The sequence below is a fragment of the Devosia sp. ZW T5_3 genome (assembly GCF_044987315.1).
Taxonomy (GTDB): Bacteria; Pseudomonadota; Alphaproteobacteria; order Rhizobiales; family Devosiaceae; genus Devosia.
Map to the genome: position 1 here is coordinate 177,599 of NZ_JBJDRE010000002.1, position 21,743 is coordinate 199,341.

Genomic DNA, 21,743 nt, shown 5'->3' on the forward strand with positions numbered 1-21,743 from the left:
GTTCCCACCGGGGCGGTGCAACCGTTTAAAAACTCGAGCGTTTGGCAAAGGCGAGGACGTCAGCCCCCGCGCGTCCCGATCCTCAACTCCCTAGTTCAAACTTAAAAGCGTCATGACGGGTAACGGATCAGACTTGAGTCTCCGTCACGCCCATTTGCCGGAGATAAAAATGGCCAAAAACAAGAAGGCAACCGTCGCCAGCACGGGCATTCTCGGTTTGGATGAAATCCTGCGCGGCGGCCTTCCGGCCTCCAATCTTTACATTCTGCAAGGCGCCCCCGGCTCGGGAAAGACCACGGCGGCCCTGCAGTTCCTGCGCGCCGGCCTCGAAAACGGCGAGAGCTGCATCTATGTCAGCCTGTCCCAAACCGCCGCCGAGCTCAACGCCATTGCCACCTCCCACGGCTGGAGCCTCGATGGCATCCGCATCGAGGAACTGTCGGCCTCCGACGCGGTCAATTCAGCCGCCGACCAGACCATTTTCCAGACTGCCGAATTGCGGCTCGATGAAACGCGGCGCGCCATCGAAGCGGCGATCGAAGAGCACAAGCCCGATCGGCTGGTCTACGACTCGCTGCTCGAAATCCGCCTGATCACCGGCGACACCCCGCGCTTCCGCCGCGAATTGCTCGGATTCAAGGCGTTCCTCGCCAAGCGGAACGTCGTCGCCCTGCTGCTCGACACCCAGACCAGCGGCCCCGATCGCAATGGCGAGGAAGTCGAAGGCATCGCCCACGGCGTCATCCGGTTCGACAAGTCGCTCGAGGAATATGGCAGCGTGCGCCGGCGCGTCGAAGTCAGCAAGATGCGCGGCGTACCGGTTGCCGACGGCTATCACGACATGGCCATCCGCGAGCGCGAAGGCGTCGTGGTCTTCCCCCGCCTCGTCCCCGGCGCTGCGTCCGAAACCGTCAAGCCGCAATTGATCAAGTCCGGGGTCGACGCACTCGACGAAATGTTCGGCGGCGGCCAGGAATCGGGCACCACCACGCTGGTGATCGGCCAGTCGGGCACCGGCAAATCCACCATGTCCTCGCTCTACGCCACCGCCGCCCTCAAGCGCGGCGAGAGCGTGGCGCTGTTCCTGTTCGAGGAACGCCTCGAAACCTTCTTCCGGCGCTCCGAAGGCCTGGGCATGGACCTGCGCCAGTTCCATCGGGATGGCCAGTTGATCATCCACGATTTCAACCCCAACGAGATTTCCCCCGGCGAATTCGGCCAGATCGTCCAGCGCGTGGTGGAAGAGAACAAGACCCGCGTCGTGGTGATCGACAGTTTCACCGGTTATCTCAATTCGCTGCCGCATCGCGAAAAGGCAGTGCGCGATATCCAGACGCTGCTGAAATACCTCGCGCGGGCAGGGGTGCTGACCATGCTCATCGTGGCCCAGCATGGCCTGTTGGGCCAAAATCTGGGCATCGATGTCGATGTGAGCTTCCTGGGTGACACCGTCCTGCTGCTGCGGATCGTCGAGCATGATGGCCGCCTGCGGCGCAACATCACCGTGGTCAAGAAGCGCCACGGGCCGCATGATCTGGATGTCCGCGAATTGTTCATCCAGAGCTCGGGCGTGACGGTGGTTCCCTATAATCCACTGCCAGAGACATGACCGGACCGGCGAGGACGGCCATTGGCGAGCTCGACTGGGTGCTGATCCTGGCGCCCTACCGCCAGGACGGCCTCTATATGGAAACCCTGCTCGCCGAGCGCGGCCTGCCGGTCGGGCGCTGTCAGGACGACGCCGATCTGCCCGGCTGGCTCGAAAAGTCGCCGGGCGCCATCGTCGCGACCCATGAGGCGCTGACGCCCGGCGTCATCGCGGCCATTTCCAGCTATCTCGAGCACCAGCCCGACTGGTCCGAACTGCCCATTATCGTGTTGCTGGATCGCGCTGCGGCCCAGCATCGCATCCGCGCGGAACTCGGCGCCGCCTGGCCGCGATCCCGGCACCTGTTCTACCAGCGCCCCATGGCGGCACTCGAGCTGGTCAGCGGCATCCAGGCCGCGCTGCTGGCGCGGCTCCGCCAGCGCGATGTACGCGACCATATCGAACGGGAAACCGCGCTCCGGCTCGAGCTCAATCACCGGGTCAAGAACATCCTCGCCAGCGTGTCCTCGATGTTCCAGATGACGCTGCGTGGCGCCCGCTCAGCCGAGCAACTGGCGGAGGATTTTTCCGCTCGGCTCATCGCCCTGAGCAAGGTGCATTCGGTAGTGTTTGAATCCGGCGGCGAGGCGGTATCGCTGAAAACCGTGGTGGATATAACACTGTCGCCCTATCGCCAGGATGGCGGCAGCCGCGTTGCCGCGAAGGGCCCCGACATAACCTTGTCCCGGGACGCCGGCACGACCTTGGCCCTGTGCATCCACGAGCTGGCCACCAACGCCATCAAATATGGCGCCCTGTCGCTCCCCGATGGCCGGGTCGACCTCGATTGGCGGATCGTTTCCGCGGAGGGCGAAGCTTTTTTGGTCATCGAATGGAGCGAAAACGGCGGGCCACCCGTTTCGCCGCCGTCGCGCTCTGGCTATGGAACGAAATATATGCGGTCGGCTCTTGGCTCGCTCTTTGGCGAGCCCCCCAACATTGTCTACGCCCCGTCCGGGCTGCACTGCACCATTCGCGGCGCTCTGTCCCGGCTCTCCCCGCCCGATCAGGATGAAAGCAAGGGTGCCCGCCCATGACCGCGCGCCGCCCGCTTCGCATCTTCTATCTCGAAGACAATTCCCTCATCGTCTTTCACGTCGAGGCTCTGCTTGAGGATCTAGGCTATGTTTTCGCTGGCTCGCTGAGCAGCTTTGCCGATCTGAAACGCAATTTTCCTCAGCTGCAGATGGACGCCGCCTTGATCGATATCGATCTTGCCGATGGCCGCACCGGTCCCGATGCCGCCATCTGGCTCAAGCAACGCGGCATACCCTCGCTATTCGTCACCGGCCAGGACGCCACTGCCAAGGCCAATGCCGCAGCTGTGCTTGGCATTATCAGAAAGCCGATAGAGCCCGAACAATTGTCCAGCCAGCTCCTGTTGCTGGAGGCAGCGCTGGGGTCGTAGCGCCCCGCTATTTCCGCCGGTTCACAAATCTGGCAGACTGGCCCAGCGAAATCGGGCGGGTGGCATGAACAAGGTCACGAGATTGGACGGCTGGTCGTCGCCGATTGTACAATCGGTGACCCATACACGGTTCACCGAAGACGGCAGCATGCTGATGCGCCCGGACGGATGCTGGGATTTTGCCATTCTCAAATCCGCAGACAGCACCATCGTGTTGCGCACCGGCCTGACGACATCAGCCGTAACCCACCACTACACTGCTGGCGACGAGATCCTTTCCATTGCCTTCAAGGCCAGCAGCTATATGTCGCTGATGCCCGGCGAGCAGATGCGCGATAAGGGCACTGTGCTCGAGACCATTGGCCGGGACCGGTTCTGGCTTGGCACGGACGTGCTCGAAATCCCGACTTTCGATACGGTCGACGGTTTCGTCCACAAGCTGACGCGCCACAGCCACGTCGAGGATAACAGCCTCGTTGCCTCCGTCGTCTCGGGTCATCCCATGGCCATGTCCGAGCGCACCATGCAGCGGCACTTCCTCAAGACCACCGGGCTCACCTACAAGGCCTTCACCCAGGTCGAGCGCGCCCAGAAGGCACTGGCCCTGTTGCAGCAGGGCAGGCCGGCGGCCGATGTGGCTTTCGCGTTGGGCTATGCCGATCAGCCGCACATGATCCGCTCGCTCAAGGCCATCATGGGGGTGACGCCCAGTCGGCTCGCCCACGATTGAAACTTGTCGGAAATCTTCAATCCTGCAATCGCCCCGCTGGCTAGAAAGGATGCACTTTCAACACCAGCAAGGACGCAGCAAATGACCGACATTACCCCGTTCAAGATTGCCATCCCCGAAGCCAAACTGGCCGATCTGCGCCAGCGCCTGGCCAATACGATCCTCGCTAATGAAGTGCCCGGCGCCGGCTGGAGCTATGGCCCCACGACCGACTTCGTCGCCGGCATGATTGATCGCCTACAAAACGGCTTCGACTGGCGCGCCCAGGAAGCCGCTATCAACCAGCATCCGCAATTCACCACCGAGATCGATGGCCAGACCATTCATTTCCTGCACATCAAGGCCGGCACCCAGAATGCAATTCCGCTGCTGTTGCTGCATGGCTGGCCGGGTTCGTTCGTCGAATTTCTCGGCGCCATCGCGCCGCTGACCGCCGCCGGCTTTGATCTGGTCATTCCCTCGCTGCCTGGTTTCGGCTTTTCCGGTCCGACGCGCGAGGCCGGCTGGAACGACGGCCGCATTGCCAATGCCCTGCTCGAATTGATGTCGCGCATTGGTTATCAGCGTTTCGGCGTTCAGGGCGGCGACGCCGGGGCCGTGATTGCGCCGGCCATTGCCCGTGCCGCACCCGATCGGGTCATCGGCGTGCATGTCAACGCCGCCACCATGGGCTTCATTCCCATGGGCCCGATCGAGCCCAGCGATATTGCCAGCTTCAGCGATGCCGAAAAGACCCGGCTGCAGCGCCTGCAACAGTTCATGGCCGAGCGCTTTGGCTTCAACGCCCTGCAGTCCAGCCGTCCCCAGACCGTGGCCTATGGCATCGCCGACTCGCCTGCGGGCCTCATTGCCTGGCTGGCCGATATGTTTACCGGCTTCGGGGATAGCCCCGATGCCGTGGACAAAGACAAGTTCCTGACCAATCTGCTGGTCTATTGGTTCACCGGCACGGCAGCGTCCTCGATCCGTCTCTACTACGAAAACGCCCATGACCCAGAGGCATGGTCGCCCAAACCGAATTCGGGTGTTCCCACCGGGGTGGCCGTTTTCGCCCGCGACGAAGTGGCCGTTCGCCGCTTCAGCGAAGATGGCAATACCATCACCCGCTGGACGGAACTCGATAGCGGCGGCCACTTCGCCGCGCTGGAAGTGCCGCAGGTCTGGGCGGCCGAGGTCACGGCCTTCTTCAACGGCCTCAAATAGCGGGCAGGGATGTGGCGGTTTGTGCCGCCACGTCCCGCTTCATTTCGACGTGATGCTGCTGCCCCGCCGCGCGCTTTAGCCCATATATATAAAGCGTAGCCGCGCACATCAGCTCGCAGAGGTCCGTCCCATGGTTCGATCGTCCGCCATCCCCTTGACTGCTCCGCTGACCCGCGCTGCTCTGGCGGCGTTGCTTTTTGTGCCGGTCCTATTGCTTGGCGCCTGGCAGGCAGGAGCGCGGGCCGAAGAGAAACCGGTCGTCATTCCGGCACCCTCCAGTGACATCGCCGAATCCGGGCCAACAGCAACGGCGGTATTCGCCGGTGGCTGCTTCTGGGGCGTGCAAGGCGTGTTCCAGCACGTGGTCGGCGTCACCAATGCCGTTTCGGGCTATTCGGGCGGTGCAGCGGAGACCGCCACTTACGAGCAGACCGGCAGCGGCACCACCGGGCATGCCGAAACCGTTGAGGTGACCTATGATCCCGCCGTGGTCAGCTATGGCCAATTGCTGCAGATCTATTTTTCAGTCGCGCATAACCCGACCCAGCTCAATTATCAGGGCCCTGATCACGGCACGCAGTATCGCTCGACGATCTTTCCCGTCAACGATGCCCAGGCGGAGCTAGCCCGAACCTACATTGCAGAACTCGATAAGGCCGGGCTGTTCGAAGGGCCGATCGTCACCACCATCGAGCCGTTCAAGGCATTCTATCCGGCCGAGCAATATCACCAGGATTTCCTGACGCTGAACCCGACCTGGCCCTATATCGTGGCCAATGACCTGCCCAAGATCGGGGCGCTCAAGGCGCTGTTCCCCGATGAATATCGTGACCAGCCGGTGCTCGTCGGCACGTTATAAAGAGAAGGGCAGGGCGCGCGGCCCGGCCCTGAGTCACATGCAAACTGCTGGCAGTGCCATTTTTTGGCCCCGCGAGGGGCGCCATTCTGCCAGTAAGCCGGCGTAGGAGTAAGTGGTCGGGCCGCTACGGAACCAAGCAGGCAAATCGCGGGTTCCTGTCATAGACGGTCTCAATAGCAGGGGAGAACAGCGATGAAACTGTTCAAGGCATTCGCTATCGCCGCGCTGACCGCCACCCTTTCGACAGGGGCTGCTGCTGCGGCCGACATGATCACCGTTCCCACCTCTACACCCGTTGAAATGCCCGTTGCCGAGCCTGCTGGTTTCGACTGGAGCGGCTTTTATGCAGGCGTCTATGGCGTCGCGCAGAATGGCGAGGACAGCGGCACGCAATACGGCCTGGGCGTCCAGGCCGGCGTCAACGCGCAATTCGACTATTACCTATTGGGTGCCGAAGTGGCCGTGCAAGGCCTTGCAGGCAATGACGGGGCCGGGGAAACCAGCTATGGCCAGATCCTGGGCCGCGCCGGCCTGGCCGTCACCGATGATGTCGCCGTTTATGCTGCGGGTGGCTATGGGCTCGACCTTGGCGCCCCTGAGGAAGACGACATGCTGTTCGGCGCCGGCGTCGAAATGGCGATCACCGGCAATGTCTCGGTCGAGGCGCAATATCTGCGCAGCTTCCCGCTATCGGGTGATAACGCCAAGAACCAGTTTACCGTTGGCGCGAACTATCACTTCTGATTCTTGACAAGCGGCCCAATAGCCCTGCCTATGGTGGGGCTATTTCGTTTTTGGGCAAGGCTTTGGACCGGCGCTGTGCCCTGATTCTGCCGTCTGGTGGCCACGAGCAAGTGCCAATCAAGCCGTATTTGTGTCAAATTGAACCAATTGCGCGGTATTGATGCAACACAAGCCCCCAAATGGTCATTGAATCTTATCCGAGCCCCCAAATTTGCCCTTGGTAAGGCTTGTCAGCGGCCCTCTCGTGGGGCATTTATCGGTCGACTACGGTTAACTCTATGGGAGTGCAAGATATGTTTGTACGTTCGCTTTCTCTCGGTGTGGCTGCTGCCGCGCTGCTCGTTGGTGGTGCTCAGGCCGCCGACCTCATCATCCCGACCACGCCTGCTCCGATCTATGAAGCAGCCGGTTTCTCTTGGGATGGCCTCTACGCTGGTGTCCAGGGCGGCGGCGAATTCTGGGACGGCGATACCTATGGTATCCTCGGTGCCCACGTCGGCGTGAACTTCATCGTTGCTGATCCGATCCTGCTGGGCCTCGAAGGCACTGCAGAATACGTCTGGAACGACGACATCGACTCGGCTGAGTTCTTCATCAATGGTCGCGTTGGCGCCATCGTGACTGACTCGGTTCTGGTTTATGCGCTGGTTGGTGCCGGCGTTGAGAACATCGACGGTCGCGGCGTTGGCATTGATGACAACCAGGGCGTGTACCAGCTCGGTGCCGGTGTTGAACTGGCTGTTACCGATTCGGTCACCGTTCGTGGCCAGGTCGTTGGTTACGGCTACTTCGACGACGCCGTTGGCAACGACTTCTTCGACGCTGCCAAGGCAACCGTCGGCGTTTCCTACCACTTCTAAGATTTATACCTGACGGGGCGTTCGCGCCCCGTCGACTAAATCTTGTAAGCCCAATTCGGCGAACCACTTCGTGTGGTTCGCCGTTTTGCGTTTGGCTTCGTGATTCGGTTGTCTCAAGGTGCACGCGAAGCGCGTTATCAGGACCGTCAGCGTGCACAGTCCGTTAGCATCAGCGCATCAAGTGCGTATGCCGTGACTACCCATTTTCACGCAAATGTTTGCCGCCGAAATGCCTGCCAGCACGGCAAATTGGCGCTCTCACGCCCTATCGATATATGATTATTCTTCTCATATTTTCTTTCCCTTGAAACGCGCTAGCCAAAGGTCTAATCCCAAGCCATCAACTTCCGCGTTGGTTCGCTTGCCCCAATTGCTTGCAGAACTCTCGCGTTTCCCGGCTTCTCCTGTCGGTCTTGAGTGTTAGGCTGCCGCATGACTGATTTGCTCAGCGACTATCTGCCCATTGTCATTTTCATCGGCATTGCCGGTCTTATCGGACTGTCTCTGCTGGTGGCGCCCTTCATTGTTGCCGTGAAGCGCCCAGACCCCGAAAAGGTCTCCGCCTTCGAAGCCGGCTTTGAAGCCTTCGACGATGCGCGCATGAAGTTCGACGTCCGTTTTTATCTGGTCTCGATTCTCTTCATCATCTTCGATCTCGAAGTGGCTTTCCTCTTCCCCTGGGCCGTGGCCTTCCGGGATGTCGGCTGGTTCGGCTTCTGGTCGATGATGATCTTCCTCGGCGTTCTGACCGTCGGGTTCATTTATGAATGGCGGAAAGGGGCTCTCGAATGGGATTGAGCGAACAGAACGCTACGCTGGTCGCGCCGCGTCCCACGGGGCTCATCGACCCGCGCACCAATAAGCCTGCAGGCGCCAATGACCCGTTCTTCACTGACGTGACGGACGAATTGGCGGACAAGGGCTTCCTGGTTTCCACCGTATCGCAACTGGTCAATTGGGCCCGCACGGGCTCGCTGATGTGGATGCAAACGGGGCTGGCCTGCTGCGCCGTCGAGATGATGCAGATGTCGATGCCCCGCTACGATATCGAGCGTTTCGGCACCGCCCCGCGCGCCTCTCCGCGCCAGTCCGATGTGCTGATCGTTGCCGGCACACTGACCAATAAAATGGCTCCGGCTCTGCGCAAGGTCTACGACCAGATGCCAGAGCCGCGCTATGTCATCTCCATGGGCAGCTGTGCCAATGGCGGCGGTTATTATCACTATTCCTATTCGGTTGTGCGCGGCTGCGATCGCGTGCTGCCGGTGGACGTCTATGTCCCCGGCTGCCCCCCGACCGCTGAAGCGCTTCTTTACGGCATCCTCTTGCTGCAAAAGAAGATTCGGCGCACCGGCACCATCGAACGTTAGGACCCCATTTCATGGATGAGGTTATCCAGGTTGATCCGCTGACCGCGCTGGGCGAGCACATTGCCGGCGCTTTGGGCGGTGTGATTCTTGCCAACGAAATCAGCTATAGCGAGCTGACACTGACCATTGAGCGCGACGCAATTGTGGCCGTTGCCACTTTCCTGCGCAACGACGCGAAGTGCCGGTTCATTAGCTTCACCGACGTGACGGCGGTCGACTACCCGGAACGCGATGAGCGGTTTGACGTGGTCTACCACTTCATGAGCCCGCATCTGAATCAGCGCATCCGCATCAAGCTGACGACCGACGACACGATGCCGGTACCCAGCATTACCGGCGTGTTCCGTGGCGCCGACTGGTTCGAGCGCGAGACCTACGATCTCTATGGCGTGCTGTTCTCCGGTCACAATGACCTGCGCCGCATCCTGACCGATTATGGGTTCGATGGGCATCCGCTGCGCAAGGACTTCCCGGTTACCGGCTTCGTTCAGGTTAAATATGACGAAGAGCGCAAGCGGGTCGTCTATGAGCCGGTCAAGCTGATGCAGGAATTCCGCACCTTTGACTATCTGTCGCCTTGGGAGGGTACTGACTATGTGCTGCCTGGTGACGAGAAGGCCAAGCAATGACCGTTGAAGCCGAAGTCCGCAATTTCACCATCAACTTTGGGCCGGTTCACCCTTCCGCTCACGGCGTCCTACGCCTGATTTTGGAGCTGGACGGCGAAATCGTTGAACGTGTCGATCCCCATATCGGCCTGCTGCATCGCGGCACCGAAAAGCTGATCGAGCAGAAGACCTATCTGCAGGCCGTGCCCTATTTCGACCGCCTCGACTATGTGGCGCCGATGAACCAGGAGCATGCTTTCGCCCTGGCCGTCGAAAAGCTGCTGGGTCTTGAAGTGCCACGCCGCGGCCAGCTGATCCGCGTGCTCTATTCGGAAATCGGGCGCCTTTTGGCCCACCTGATGAACGTGACGACCCAGGCCATGGACGTTGGCGCATTGACGCCGCCGCTCTGGGGCTTCGAGCAGCGCGAAAAGCTCATGGTGTTCTATGAGCGCGCCTCGGGCGCCCGCATGCATGCCGCCTATTTCCGCCCTGGTGGGGTCCATCAGGACCTGCCACAGGCGCTGATCGACGATATCGAAACCTTCTGCGAGACCTTCCCCAAGGCCCTTGCCGATATCGATAGCCTTCTGACCAATAACCGCATCTTCAAGCAGCGCAATGTCGATATCGGCGTGGTCGATCTCGATGACGCGTGGAATATGGGCTTTTCGGGCGTGATGGTGCGCGGTTCGGGCGCTGCCTGGGATCTGCGCAAGAACCAGCCTTACGAATGCTATGCCGAAATGGATTTCGACATCCCGGTCGGCAAGAATGGCGACTGCTACGATCGCTATCTCATCCGCATGGAAGAGATGCGCCAGTCCACCAGCATCATGAAACAATGCGTGGCCAAGCTGAACGCCGCCGACGGCAAGGGCCCGGTGTCCTCGCTCGATGGCAAGGTCGTGCCGCCCAGCCGTGGCGAGATGAAGAAGTCGATGGAAGCGCTGATCCATCACTTCAAGCTCTATACCGAAGGCTACAAGGTGCCGGCCGGCGAGGTTTACGCCGCCGTCGAAGCGCCCAAGGGCGAGTTCGGCGTTTATCTGGTCAGCGACGGCTCCAACAAGCCTTACCGCTGCAAGATCCGTGCGCCGGGTTTTGCGCATTTGTCGGCCATGGATTTCCTGTGTCGCGGTCACATGCTGGCTGACGTCTCGGCCATCCTTGGCTCGCTTGATATCGTGTTCGGAGAGGTTGATCGCTGATGGTTGCGCGTCGCCTTGCGGACGAGTCGGTTCAACCGGCCGCGTTCGCCTTTACTGCTGACAACGCCAAATGGGCGGAATGGAAGATCGGGCTTTACCCGGCCGGCCGTCAGCAATCTGCTGTTATTCCGCTGCTTATGCGGGCGCAGGATCAGGATGGCTGGGTCAGCCGCGCGACGATCGAAACGATCGCCGACATGCTGGGCATGGCCTATATCCGCGTGCTCGAAGTGGCCACGTTCTATACCCAGTTCCAGCTGCAGCCGGTCGGCAGCAGGGCGCATATTCAGGTTTGCGGCACGACGCCGTGCATGCTGCGTGGCGCCGAGGGGCTGATCGAGGTCTGCAAGAGCAAGATCCACCACGATCCGCACCATCTCAACGAAGATGGCACGCTGAGCTGGGAAGAAGTCGAATGCGCCGGCGCTTGCGTTAACGCACCCATGGTGGCGATTTTTCACGACACTTATGAAGACCTGACGTCCGAACGGCTCGAAGAAATCATCGACGCTTTCCAGGCCGGCAAGGGCGATACGATCAAGGCAGGCTCGCAGATCGAGCGGCTCAATTCGGCTGCCGAAGGCGGCCGCACTACGCTGCTGGAAAAGCCGGGCGCCAAGCGCGAGAAGTTCATGCCACCGCCGCCGCCAGTAGAAGCTGCGGCTCCCGCAGCGGCGCCGTCCGCCCCCGCGCCGACCACGGCGGCCAAGCCCAAGGACGTGACCGCTGAATCCGCTCCGGCGATCAAGGGAACGCCCAAGCCAGCCAAGGTTTCCGAGGCCAAGGCCGAAGGCGAGCGCAAGGCGGCCGATATTGCGGCCAAGGCGAATGGCAAGCCCAACAAGGCGATGCGGGAAACCGCAGTCGGCGCCGAATCCGATGCCGCCAAGGTCGACGGGGGCAGAGCTCCAGGCAAGGCCACCAATGCCGCGCCCGCGCATGGTGCGACGCCGGCCGGCACCGCAAAAACCCGTGCTATCAAGGCGCCCAAGGCCAATCCTGCCGAAGTCAATCCCGTGGCAGAAAAGGGTGGTGCAACGCCGCTGTTCAAGGCCCCGGATGGCGCGCCGGATGACCTCAAGCTGATTTCGGGCGTTGGCCCCGTGCTGGAGGGTCGTCTCAACGCTTTGGGCATCACCCAATGGAGCCAGGTTGCAAAGCTCTCGGCCGAGGATATTGCCAAGGTTGAGGACTCGCTGAGCTTCAAGGGTCGCGTTGCGCGCGATAACTGGCTGCAACAGGCCGAGGCACTCGCCAAGGGCGGGATCGAAGAATACCGCAAGGTATTTGGGAAGGACCCGCGCTAGATGGCTGAGGGCAAGATCGAATTTGGTAAATTGACCGGCAAGGACTACGCCATGGGCGTGGGCTTTGTGGTTATTGCCATGATCATTGCCCAGGGCCTTGTTGCTTATCTTATTCCAGGTGCCCCGCCGGCTTTGCTGGGCGCCATTGGCGCGGCCATCGGAGTGGCTGCCTGGTTTTCATACTTGCGGAAGCGGAACGGCTGATCATGCTCGCTGACAAGGATCGCATTTTTACCAATCTCTATGGCCAGGGCCACTGGGGCCTTGAAGGCGCGCGGTCTCGCGGCGCCTGGGTCGGCACCAAGGAATTTATCGACTCCGGGCGCGACTGGATTACCAATGAGGTCAAGGCATCGGGCCTGCGTGGCCGTGGCGGGGCAGGGTTCCCCACTGCGCTCAAATGGACCTTCATGCCCAAGGTCAATGACGGCCGCCCGCATTACCTGCTGGTCAATGCCGACGAATCCGAGCCCGGCACCTGCAAGGACCGCGAAATTCTGCGTCACGATCCGCACCACCTGGTCGAAGGGTGCTTGCTGGCTGCCCGCGCCATGGATGCGCATCTGGCGTTTATCTATGTGCGCGGCGAATTCATCCGTGAACGCCAACACCTAGAACGCGCCGTCGAGGAGGCCTATGAAGCTCGCCTGATCGGCAAGGACAATATCCACGGCTGGGATCTGGACATCATCGTCCATCACGGCGCTGGCGCTTATATCTGCGGCGAAGAAACCGCGCTGATGGAATCGCTGGAAGGCAAGAAGGGCCAGCCGCGTCTCAAGCCGCCATTCCCAGCCGGCATGGGCGTCTATGGCAACCCGACCACTGTGAACAATGTCGAGTCTATCGCTGTTGTGCCGGAGATCCTGCGCCGTTCGGGCGCCTGGTTTGCTTCGATCGGCCGCGCCAACAATACCGGCACCAAGCTGATGTGCGTTTCGGGCCATGTGAACCGCCCGGCGACCTTCGAAGAAGCCATGGGCGAAAGCTTCAAGGACATTATCGAAAAGCATTGCGGCGGCGTGCGCGGCGGCTGGGACAATCTGCTGGCGGTGATCCCCGGCGGTGCCTCGGTGCCCTGCGTCACCGGCGAGAAGATCCAGAACGCCATCGTCGATTTCGACGGATTGCGCGAGGTCGGCTCGTCGATGGGCACGGCGGCCATCATCGTGATGGACAAGTCCACCGATATCATCAAGGCAATCTGGCGCCTTTCGGCCTTCTACAAGCACGAAAGCTGCGGCCAGTGCACGCCGTGCCGCGAAGGCACGGGCTGGATGATGCGCGTGATGGAGCGCATGGTCGAAGGCCGCGCCCAGAAGCGCGAAATCGACATGCTGTTCGAAGTCACCAAGCAGATCGAAGGCCACACCATCTGCGCACTCGGCGACGCTGCTGCGTGGCCGATCCAGGGCCTGATCCGCAATTTCCGCCACGTCATTGAGGCGCGGATCGACCAGTACACATATTCGTCCACCTCCGATGGCGCCGTGCCGTCGATTGCGGCGGAGTAAGGCTGATGGCAAATATCAAGGTTGACGGCCAACTCGTCGAAGTTCCGGATTATTACACGCTGATGCAGGCGGCCGAGGCCGCAGGCGCGGAAATTCCGCGCTTCTGCTATCATGAGCGCCTGTCTGTCGCCGGCAATTGCCGCATGTGCCTGGTCGAGGTGAAGGGCGGTCCGCCCAAGCCACAGGCGAGCTGCGCCATGTCGGTCAAGGATTTGCGGCCCGGCCCCAATGGCGAGCCGCCTGAAATGTTCACCAATACGCCAATGGTCAAAAAGGCCCGCGAAGGCGTGATGGAATTCCTGCTGATCAACCATCCGCTCGATTGCCCGATCTGCGATCAGGGCGGCGAATGCGATCTGCAGGACCAGGCCATGGCCTATGGCGTGGACAAGAACCGCTTTGCCGAGAACAAGCGCGCCGTCGAGGACAAGTATATTGGCCCGCTGGTCAAGACCTCGATGAACCGTTGCATCCACTGCACGCGCTGCGTCCGCTTCACCACTGAAGTCGCCGGCATTGCCGAGATGGGTCTGCTGGGTCGCGGCGAAGACGCCGAGATCACCACCTATCTCGAAAAGGCGCTGACCAGCGAGTTGCAGGGCAATGTGATCGATCTGTGCCCGGTGGGCGCGTTGACCTCCAAGCCCTATGCCTTCAATGCCCGCCCATGGGAGCTGACCAAGACCGAATCCGTCGACGTGATGGATGCCGTTGGCTCGGCCATTCGTGTCGATAGCCGTGGCCGCGAAGTCATGCGCGTGCTGCCGCGTATCAACGAGGCGATCAACGAAGAGTGGATTTCCGACAAGACCCGCTTCATCTGGGATGGCCTCAAGAGCCAGCGGCTCGACCGCCCCTATGTGCGGCGGAACAAGAAGCTCGGCGCTACCACCTGGGATGATGCATTCCAGACCGTCGCCAAGGCCCTCAAGAAGCCCGGCGCCCGCATCGGCGCTATCGCCGGTGATCTGGTCGGTGCCGAAGAGCTCTATGCGCTCAAGGCGCTGCTGGCTTCGCTCGGCTCGGGCAATGTGGATGCACGTCCTGCCGGTTCGGCCCTGTCGCCGACCAATGGCCGCGCCTCCTACATTTTCAACCCGACCATTGCCGGGATCGAACAGGCTGACGCCATCCTGCTGATCGGCACCAATCCGCGCCGCGAAGCTGCTGTGCTCAATGCCCGCATCCGCAAGGTGTGGCGCGCGACCGGCCTGCCGATCGGCCTGATCGGTGAGAATGCCGATCTGACTTACACAGTGCAGCATTTGGGCAATGGCTCGGATTCGCTGGCTGATCTTGCCGCCGGCAAGGGCAGCTTTGCCGAGCTCTGGGCCAAGGCCAAGAAGCCGCTGGTGATCGTGGGCGAAGGCGCCGCGACTGCGGACGTGCTGGCTGCTGCCGCCAAGCTGGCGACGTCGAACACCGAAATCGAAGCCGGCTGGAACGGTTTTGCCGTGTTGCACAACGCCGCCAGCCGCGTCGGTGCGCTCGATGTCGGCTTCGTGCCGGCCAAGGGCGCTGCCGATACTGCCGCAATGCTGGCCGGTGGCGTCGATGTGCTGTTCCTGGTTGGGGCCGACGAAGTCGACATGTCCCAACTCGGCGACACGCTTGTCGTCTATATCGGCACCCATGGCGACAATGGCGCGCATCGTGCCGACGTCATCCTGCCGGGCGCCGCCTACACCGAAAAGAGCGCCACCTATGTCAACACCGAGGGCCGCGTGCAGGTGACCAACCGCGCCGTGTTCCCCCCGGGCGAAGCCAAGGAAGACTGGGCCATCATCCGCGCCCTGTCGGCCGTGGCCGGCCAGCCGCTGGCCTTCAATTCGCTGGCACAGCTGCGGGCCGCCATGTATGCGGAATTCCCACATCTGGCCCGTATCGATGCCATTGCCGAAGGCAAGCCGGCCGATATCGCCAAGCTCGCCAAGACTTCGCCCAAGGGCAAGAAGGCCGCTTTCGTGTCGCCGGTGGCGGATTTCTATCTCAGCAATCCGATCGCCCGCGCATCCGCCGTCATGGGCGAATCCGCCGCATTGGCCGCTGGCCTGCGCCAGGCAGCGGAGTAGGGGAGCATAATGGACTTTATTACCACCGCTCTCGACTATCTGCTGGGCATCCCGATCCTGGGATGGGGCGTGCAAGTCGGCCTCGTCTACAAGACGCTGCTGCTGCTGGTCTGCCTGCTGGTTTTCACCGCCTTCATCCTGCTGGCTGACCGGAAGATATGGGCTGCCGTCCAGATCCGCCGCGGCCCCAACGTGGTCGGCCCGTTCGGCCTGCTGCAGAGCTTTGCCGACCTGCTGAAATTCGCTCTCAAAGAAGCGATCATTCCGGCTGGCGCGGACAAGTTCCTGTTCCTCTTCGCCCCGCTATTGACCGCGACCCTGGCGCTTGCCGCCTGGGCTGTGGTGCCGGTGGGCGAGGGGCTGGCCATCGCCAATATCAACCTTGGCGTGCTCTATATCTTCGCGATTTCCTCGCTGGGTGTTTACGGCGTCATCATCGGCGGCTGGGCTTCGAACTCGAAATATCCGTTCCTCGGTTCGCTCCGCTCGGCCGCGCAGATGGTCAGCTATGAGGTCTCCATCGGCCTCGTGATCATCACCGTGCTGCTCTGCGTCGGTTCGCTCAATCTCAGCGATATCGTGCGTGCGCAGTACGAAATGGGCCTGGCCCATATGATCGGCCTGCCGCAGTTGACGTTCCTGAACTGGTTCTGGCTGCCGCTCTTTCCGATGTTCATCGTGTTCTACATTTCGGCCCTGGCCGAAACGAACCGCCCGCCATTCGATCTTCCTGAAGCCGAGTCCGAGCTGGTCGCCGGTTTCATGACCGAATATTCGGCTACCCCCTACATGCTGTTCATGCTGGGCGAGTACATCTCCATCCTGCTGATGTGCGCGCTCACCACGGTCCTGTTCCTGGGTGGCTGGACATCGCCGATCGATCTGCCGCCCTTCACCTGGATTCCGGGCGTCATCTGGTTCGTTCTCAAGCTCAGCGCGGTGTTCTTCATGTTCGCCATGGCCAAGTCCATCGTGCCGCGCTACCGCTACGATCAACTCATGCGCATTGGCTGGAAGCTGTTCTTGCCGCTGTCGCTGATCATGGTCGTCATCGTCGCTTTCGTGCTCCAGCTGACCGGCTGGGGCTGGCATGGAGGGGTCGCCTGATGCGTGTCGCCCAAGTCTTTAACACGCTGCTCCTCACCGAGCTGGTGTCGGGGTTCTTCCTCGGCATGCGCTACTTCTTTGCGCCCAAGCCGACCATCAACTACCCCTTCGAAAAGGGCCATATCAGCCCGCGCTTCCGGGGCGAGCATGCTTTGCGCCGCTATCCCAATGGCGAAGAGCGCTGCATTGCCTGTAAGCTCTGTGAGGCCATCTGCCCGGCCCAGGCCATCACCATCGAAGCCGGCCCGCGCCAGAATGACGGCACGCGCCGCACGGTGCGCTACGACATCGACATGGTGAAGTGCATCTATTGCGGCTTCTGCCAGGAAGCCTGCCCGGTCGACGCGATCGTGGAAGGCCCCAATTTCGAATTTGCGACCGAGACGCGTGAAGAGCTTTACTTCTCCAAGGAAAAGCTCTTGGCCAATGGCGACCGTTGGGAGCGTGAAATCGCTGCCAATCTCGCTGCCGACGCGCCCTACCGATAAGAGAGAAGAGCATGACCCTTCCACTGTTCTTCTTCTATGTGTTCTCGGCCATCGCCATCGCTTCGGCGGTGATGGTCATCTCGGCGCGCAATCCCGTGCATGCCGTGCTGTTCCTGATCCTGACCTTCTTCAATGCTGCAGGCCTGTTCATGCTGGCCGGGGCCGAGTTCCTGGCGCTGATCCTGATCGTGGTCTATGTCGGCGCGGTTGCCGTGCTGTTCCTCTTCGTCGTCATGATGCTCGACGTGGACTTCGCCGAGATGCGGCAGGGCTTCCTGCAATATGCGCCCATTGGCGTGCTGGTCGGCGCTGTGCTGCTGCTTGAGCTGCTGCTGGTTGCCGGCAGCTTCGTGGTTTCCCCCGAAATTGCGGGTGCTGCGGCGCTGCCGATTGATGGCAGCATGGACAATATCCGGGCACTGGGGCAAGTGCTCTACACGCGCTATGTCTTCCTGTTCCAGGGTGCCGGCGCCGTGCTGCTCGTGGCCATGATCGGGGCGATTGTCCTGACCCTGCGCCACAAGCCCAACGTCAAGCGGCAGAACCCGCTCGAGCAAGTTGGGCGCAAGCCATCGGAGGCCGTCAAGGTCGTCAAAGTCAAAAGCGGTCAAGGGCTGTAGGAGGCAGATATGGGCTTGGGTATCGGGCTCGGTCACTACCTGACCGTAGCAGCAATTCTGTTCACGCTCGGCGTGTTCGGCATTTTTCTCAACCGCAAGAACGTCATCGTCATTCTGATGTCGGTGGAATTGATCCTGCTTGCCGTCAACTTGAACTTCGTCGCTTTCAGCGCGCAGCTCAACGACTTGCAGGGGCAGGTGTTCGCGCTGCTGATCCTCACCGTGGCTGCCGCCGAGGCCGCCATCGGCCTCGCGATCCTGGTTATTTTCTATCGCAACCGCGGCTCCATCGCGGTTGAAGACATCAACATGATGAAGGGCTAAGAACCTCCGCTATGATTCAAGCGATTGTTTTCCTGCCCCTTATCGGCGCGTTGATCGCCGGGCTGCTGGGGCGCACCATCGGGCACCGGCCCAGTGAGTATATCACCACGGGGCTCCTGCTGGTTGCCGCCGTCCTGTCCTGGATCGTTTTCCTGCCAGTCGCCTTTGGCGGCGGGTTGGCTGGCGCTGTGACGGACGGCCATACGGCCGTTCTCAAGGTCGAGATCATGCGCTGGATCCAGGTCGGCGACATGGACCTGCGTTGGACGCTGCGCGTCGATACGCTCACCGCCATCATGCTGGTCGTGGTCAACACGGTTTCGAGCCTGGTGCACGTCTATTCCATCGGCTACATGGCCGACGATCCGCACCGCAACCGGTTCTTCGCCTATCTCTCGCTCTTCACCTTCGCCATGCTGATGTTGGTGACCGCCGACAACTTCCTGCAGATGTTCTTCGGCTGGGAAGGCGTGGGTCTGGCGTCGTACCTGCTGATCGGCTTCTGGTACACACGGCCCTCGGCCAATGCGGCCGCGATGAAGGCCTTCGTGGTCAACCGCGTGGGCGACTTCGGCTTTGCCCTGGGCATTTTCGGCGCCTTCATGGTGCTGGGCCACATCGATTTCGACGGCGCTTTCCATGCCGTGCCCGAGGCGTCCACTGCCACGATCCGCTTCCTGTCGTGGGACCTCCACGCCATGACGGTGATCTGCCTGCTGCTGTTCATGGGTGCCATGGGCAAGTCGGCCCAGTTCCTGCTGCACACCTGGCTGCCGGACGCCATGGAAGGCCCGACCCCGGTGTCGGCACTGATCCATGCCGCTACCATGGTGACCGCCGGCGTGTTCATGGTCGCGCGCTTCTCGCCGCTGTTCGAGACCTCGCCGACTGCAATGACAGTCGTGCTGGTCATCGGTGCCATCACCGCCTTCTTCGCGGCGACGGTGGGCCTGGTGCAAAACGACATCAAGCGCGTCATCGCTTATTCGACCTGTTCGCAGCTCGGCTACATGTTCGTGGCGCTTGGGGCAGGGGCTTATTCGGCCGGTGTCTTCCACCTCTTCACCCACGCCTTCTTCAAGGCATTGCTGTTCCTGGGAGCCGGCGCTGTTATCCATGCCATGCACCATGAGCAGGACATGCGGAACATGGGCGGTCTGCGCAAGAAGATTCCGTGGACCTACCGCATGATGATCGTCGGCACTTTGGCGCTCACGGGCGTCGGCATTCCGGGCACGGAATGGCTGGGCTTTGCCGGCTTCTTCTCCAAAGATTCGATCATCGAAGCGGCCTATGCGGTCGGCGGCAATAGCGGCATGTTCGCCTTCTGGCTGCTGGTCATCGCGGCTCTGTTCACCAGCTTCTATTCCTGGCGCCTGATCCACCTGACGTTCCACGGCTCGCCGCGCGACGCAGGGCATGCCCATGGTCATCACGTGGATGCCCGTGATGGAGACAGCCACGATGAACCGCTGGCCGACGATCACGCGGCCCATGACGATCACGGCCATGGCTCGGCCTATGACCATGCTCATGAAGCGCCCAATGTGATGATGGTGCCACTCTATGTGCTGGCCTTCGGCGCAGTGGTTGCCGGTGCAGTGTTCTACGGCATGTTCTTCCACGATGTGGAGCATATCGAACACTTCTTCGCCGGCTCGCTCGTGGTCGATCACGAGATCATCGAAGCCGCTCACCATGTCCCGCTCTGGGTCAAGTGGAGTGCCACGGTTGCGATGATCCTCGGCTTCGTCGCCGCCTGGTACATGTATATCCGCTCGCCCGAGACGCCTAAGCGCCTCGCTGCGCAGAACCCGGCTCTCTACCGGTTCCTGCTCAACAAGTGGTATTTCGACGAGCTCTACGACCGGATTTTCGTCAGGCCCGCACTCTGGATCGGCCGTGCCGTCTGGAAGGGGTTCGATGATTGGCTGATCGATGAGAAGCTGACCGAGGGCCTTGGCCGTCGCGTGCAGAATGTGACCTCCTGGGCCACCAAGCTGCAGTCCGGCTATGTTTACCACTATGCCTTTGCCATGCTGATCGGCATTGCGGCGCTGTTGACCTGGGCCATCGTGGCCGGGGGACTGATCTGATGACCTTCGACAACACCATTCTGACGATCCTGACCTGGCTGCCGCTGGTTGGCGCAATCGTGCTGCTGCTCACGCCCAAGACCTCGCTGAGTGCCATCCGTTGGATCGCACTGAGCGTCACGGTCATCGTGTTCGTGCTTTCGCTCGCCATGTGGCAGACGTTCGATCCGTCCAATCCGGGCTTCCAGTTCGTCGTGAACAATGCCTGGATCGGCGACACTATCGGCTATCGCGTCGGCGTCGACGGCATTTCGGTGCTGTTCGTGGTACTGACCGCATTGCTGATGCCGTTTGCGATCCTGGCCAGCTGGGAATCCATCGACACCCGGGTCAAGGAATACATGATCGTATTCCTGATCCTCGAGACCCTGATGATCGGCGTCTTCACCACGCTCGATCTGGCCATGTTCTACGTGTTCTTCGAAGGCACGCTGCTGCCGATGTTCCTGATCATCGGTATCTGGGGCGGCGCGCGCCGCATCCAGGCCAGCTACAAGTTCTTCTTCTACACCTTCACCGGCTCGGTGCTGATGCTGCTGGCCATCATGGCCATGTATTGGAATGGCGGCACGACCGACATCACCAAGCTGCTCACGCATGAATTCCCCAAGAGCATGCAGCCCTGGCTGTGGTGGGCGTTCTTCGCCTCGCTGGCAGTCAAAATGCCGATGTGGCCGTTCCATCGCTGGCTGCCCGAAGCCCACGTGCAGGCGCCGACCGCCGGCTCGGTGATCCTGGCCGCCATCCTGCTCAAGCTGGGCGGCTACGGCTTCCTGCGCTTCAGCCTGCCCATGTTCCCCGACGCTTCGGCCCAGTTCGCCAATATCGTCTTCTTCCTTTCGGTCGCCGCCATCATTCTGACCTCGCTGGTCGCCCTGGTGCAGACCGATATTAAGAAGCTGATTGCCTATTCATCGGTGGCGCATATGGGCTTTGTCACCATGGGTATCTTTGCCGGCAATGCGCTCGGCATCCAGGGTGCGATGTTCCAGATGATCTCGCACGGCATCGTGTCCGGCGCGCTCTTCCTTTGCGTCGGCGTCATCTATGACCGCATGCATACTCGCGATATCGAAGCCTATGGTGGCCTCGTAGAACGCATGCCGCGCTACGCCTTCGCCTTCATGGTCTTCACCATGGCCAATGTCGGTCTGCCCGGCACGTCGGGCTTTGTCGGCGAATTCCTAACCATGATCGGCGTGTTCCAGGTCAATACCTGGGTGGCCTTCGGCGCGGCTTTCGGCGTGATCTTCTCGGCCTGCTACGCTCTGTGGCTCTATCGCCGGGTGATTTTCGGCCCACTGACCAAGGACAGCCTCAAGGCCATTCTCGATCTCAATCTGCGCGAAAAGATCATTCTCTATCCGCTGATCGTGCTGACCATCGTCTTCGGCTTCTACCCCTCGCCGATCCTCGATACGACAGCCGCCGCGGTCGATAACCTGGTCACTCATTACGCTACGGCGGTCGGCCTCGACCCCGCCGTTTCGCTGGCCGACGCGCAAGCGCCACTCGAACATGCCGACCCGGCGACCGCTGCAGAGCCGGCCGCCGAGCCTGCTGCCCACTAGGAG

At 61.2% G+C, this 21,743-nt stretch carries 22 protein-coding genes; all 22 read left to right on the plus strand.

Annotation, left to right across the window (positions count from 1 at the left end):
• The first annotated feature begins 169 nt into the window (after positions 1-169).
• The 22 genes from ACI3KW_RS03325 (at position 170) to ACI3KW_RS03430 (ending at position 21,740) form a co-directional block, all read left to right on the plus strand.
• Positions 170-1,609 (plus strand): ATPase domain-containing protein, encoded by a 1,440-nt coding sequence (locus ACI3KW_RS03325; RefSeq protein ID WP_262167856.1) that lies wholly within the window; start codon positions 170-172, stop codon positions 1,607-1,609.
• Positions 1,606-2,685 carry a sensor histidine kinase gene (locus ACI3KW_RS03330; protein ID WP_404846925.1) on the plus strand — a complete coding sequence of 360 codons (1,080 nt, stop codon included), beginning with the start codon at positions 1,606-1,608 and terminating at the stop codon, positions 2,683-2,685. The genes ACI3KW_RS03325 and ACI3KW_RS03330 overlap by 4 nt, the downstream gene beginning before the upstream one ends.
• A complete protein-coding gene (locus ACI3KW_RS03335) occupies positions 2,682-3,056 on the plus strand; it encodes a response regulator (RefSeq protein WP_113120390.1) in 375 nt (124 codons plus the stop codon). Before ACI3KW_RS03330 ends, ACI3KW_RS03335 begins: the two co-directional genes overlap by 4 nt.
• 64 nt (positions 3,057-3,120) lie before the next feature.
• On the plus strand, positions 3,121-3,786 hold the full coding sequence (locus tag ACI3KW_RS03340) for a helix-turn-helix domain-containing protein (RefSeq protein ID WP_404846926.1): 666 nt from the start codon (positions 3,121-3,123) through the stop codon (positions 3,784-3,786).
• 81 nt (positions 3,787-3,867) lie between these two features.
• Positions 3,868-4,989 (plus strand): epoxide hydrolase family protein, encoded by a 1,122-nt coding sequence (locus ACI3KW_RS03345; protein ID WP_404846927.1) that lies wholly within the window; start codon positions 3,868-3,870, stop codon positions 4,987-4,989.
• A gap of 130 nt (positions 4,990-5,119) precedes the next feature.
• Positions 5,120-5,848, plus strand: coding sequence for a peptide-methionine (S)-S-oxide reductase MsrA (gene msrA, locus ACI3KW_RS03350; protein ID WP_404846929.1), 729 nt, complete (start codon positions 5,120-5,122; stop codon positions 5,846-5,848).
• A gap of 192 nt (positions 5,849-6,040) precedes the next feature.
• Positions 6,041-6,592 (plus strand): outer membrane protein, encoded by a 552-nt coding sequence (locus ACI3KW_RS03355; protein WP_404846931.1) that lies wholly within the window; start codon positions 6,041-6,043, stop codon positions 6,590-6,592.
• A gap of 293 nt (positions 6,593-6,885) precedes the next feature.
• The gene (locus tag ACI3KW_RS03360; RefSeq protein ID WP_404846932.1) at positions 6,886-7,452 is read left to right on the plus strand and encodes an outer membrane protein; all 567 of its coding nucleotides are present in this window, start codon (positions 6,886-6,888) and stop codon (positions 7,450-7,452) included.
• A gap of 432 nt (positions 7,453-7,884) precedes the next feature.
• Entirely contained in the window at positions 7,885-8,250 is a 366-nt protein-coding gene (locus ACI3KW_RS03365; protein WP_035096883.1) for an NADH-quinone oxidoreductase subunit A, read from the plus strand.
• Positions 8,241-8,822, plus strand: coding sequence for an NADH-quinone oxidoreductase subunit B family protein (locus ACI3KW_RS03370; protein ID WP_113120396.1), 582 nt, complete (start codon positions 8,241-8,243; stop codon positions 8,820-8,822). Before ACI3KW_RS03365 ends, ACI3KW_RS03370 begins: the two co-directional genes overlap by 10 nt.
• Before the next feature lie 11 nt (positions 8,823-8,833).
• On the plus strand, positions 8,834-9,451 hold the full coding sequence (locus tag ACI3KW_RS03375; RefSeq protein WP_404846933.1) for an NADH-quinone oxidoreductase subunit C: 618 nt from the start codon (positions 8,834-8,836) through the stop codon (positions 9,449-9,451).
• The gene (locus ACI3KW_RS03380; protein ID WP_404846934.1) at positions 9,448-10,641 is read left to right on the plus strand and encodes an NADH-quinone oxidoreductase subunit D; all 1,194 of its coding nucleotides are present in this window, start codon (positions 9,448-9,450) and stop codon (positions 10,639-10,641) included. The genes ACI3KW_RS03375 and ACI3KW_RS03380 overlap by 4 nt, the downstream gene beginning before the upstream one ends.
• On the plus strand, positions 10,641-11,948 hold the full coding sequence (nuoE, locus tag ACI3KW_RS03385; RefSeq protein ID WP_404846935.1) for an NADH-quinone oxidoreductase subunit NuoE: 1,308 nt from the start codon (positions 10,641-10,643) through the stop codon (positions 11,946-11,948). The genes ACI3KW_RS03380 and nuoE overlap by 1 nt, the downstream gene beginning before the upstream one ends.
• A complete protein-coding gene (locus ACI3KW_RS03390; protein ID WP_113120400.1) occupies positions 11,949-12,152 on the plus strand; it encodes a hypothetical protein in 204 nt (67 codons plus the stop codon). It begins immediately after the preceding gene.
• Positions 12,153-12,154: 2 nt separating this feature from the next.
• Positions 12,155-13,462, plus strand: a complete 1,308-nt coding sequence (gene nuoF / locus ACI3KW_RS03395) for an NADH-quinone oxidoreductase subunit NuoF (protein WP_404846936.1) — start codon at positions 12,155-12,157, stop codon at positions 13,460-13,462.
• 5 nt (positions 13,463-13,467) lie between these two features.
• Complete coding sequence (nuoG, locus tag ACI3KW_RS03400) at positions 13,468-15,534, plus strand: NADH-quinone oxidoreductase subunit NuoG (protein WP_404846937.1); 2,067 nt, start codon at positions 13,468-13,470, stop codon at positions 15,532-15,534.
• A gap of 9 nt (positions 15,535-15,543) precedes the next feature.
• Positions 15,544-16,641: an NADH-quinone oxidoreductase subunit NuoH gene (gene nuoH, locus ACI3KW_RS03405; RefSeq protein WP_113120402.1), complete on the plus strand. Its 1,098-nt coding sequence runs from the start codon at positions 15,544-15,546 to the stop codon at positions 16,639-16,641.
• Positions 16,641-17,129 carry an NADH-quinone oxidoreductase subunit NuoI gene (gene nuoI, locus ACI3KW_RS03410; RefSeq protein ID WP_262167832.1) on the plus strand — a complete coding sequence of 163 codons (489 nt, stop codon included), beginning with the start codon at positions 16,641-16,643 and terminating at the stop codon, positions 17,127-17,129. Before nuoH ends, nuoI begins: the two co-directional genes overlap by 1 nt.
• 11 nt (positions 17,130-17,140) lie before the next feature.
• Entirely contained in the window at positions 17,141-17,749 is a 609-nt protein-coding gene (locus ACI3KW_RS03415; protein ID WP_404846938.1) for an NADH-quinone oxidoreductase subunit J, read from the plus strand.
• 15 nt (positions 17,750-17,764) lie between these two features.
• Entirely contained in the window at positions 17,765-18,073 is a 309-nt protein-coding gene (nuoK, locus tag ACI3KW_RS03420) for an NADH-quinone oxidoreductase subunit NuoK (RefSeq protein ID WP_113120516.1), read from the plus strand.
• Between the two features lie 11 nt (positions 18,074-18,084).
• Positions 18,085-20,169, plus strand: a complete 2,085-nt coding sequence (nuoL, locus tag ACI3KW_RS03425; RefSeq protein WP_404846939.1) for an NADH-quinone oxidoreductase subunit L — start codon at positions 18,085-18,087, stop codon at positions 20,167-20,169.
• Positions 20,169-21,740 (plus strand): NADH-quinone oxidoreductase subunit M, encoded by a 1,572-nt coding sequence (locus ACI3KW_RS03430; RefSeq protein WP_404846940.1) that lies wholly within the window; start codon positions 20,169-20,171, stop codon positions 21,738-21,740. Before nuoL ends, ACI3KW_RS03430 begins: the two co-directional genes overlap by 1 nt.
• Positions 21,741-21,743: the final 3 nt, after the last annotated feature.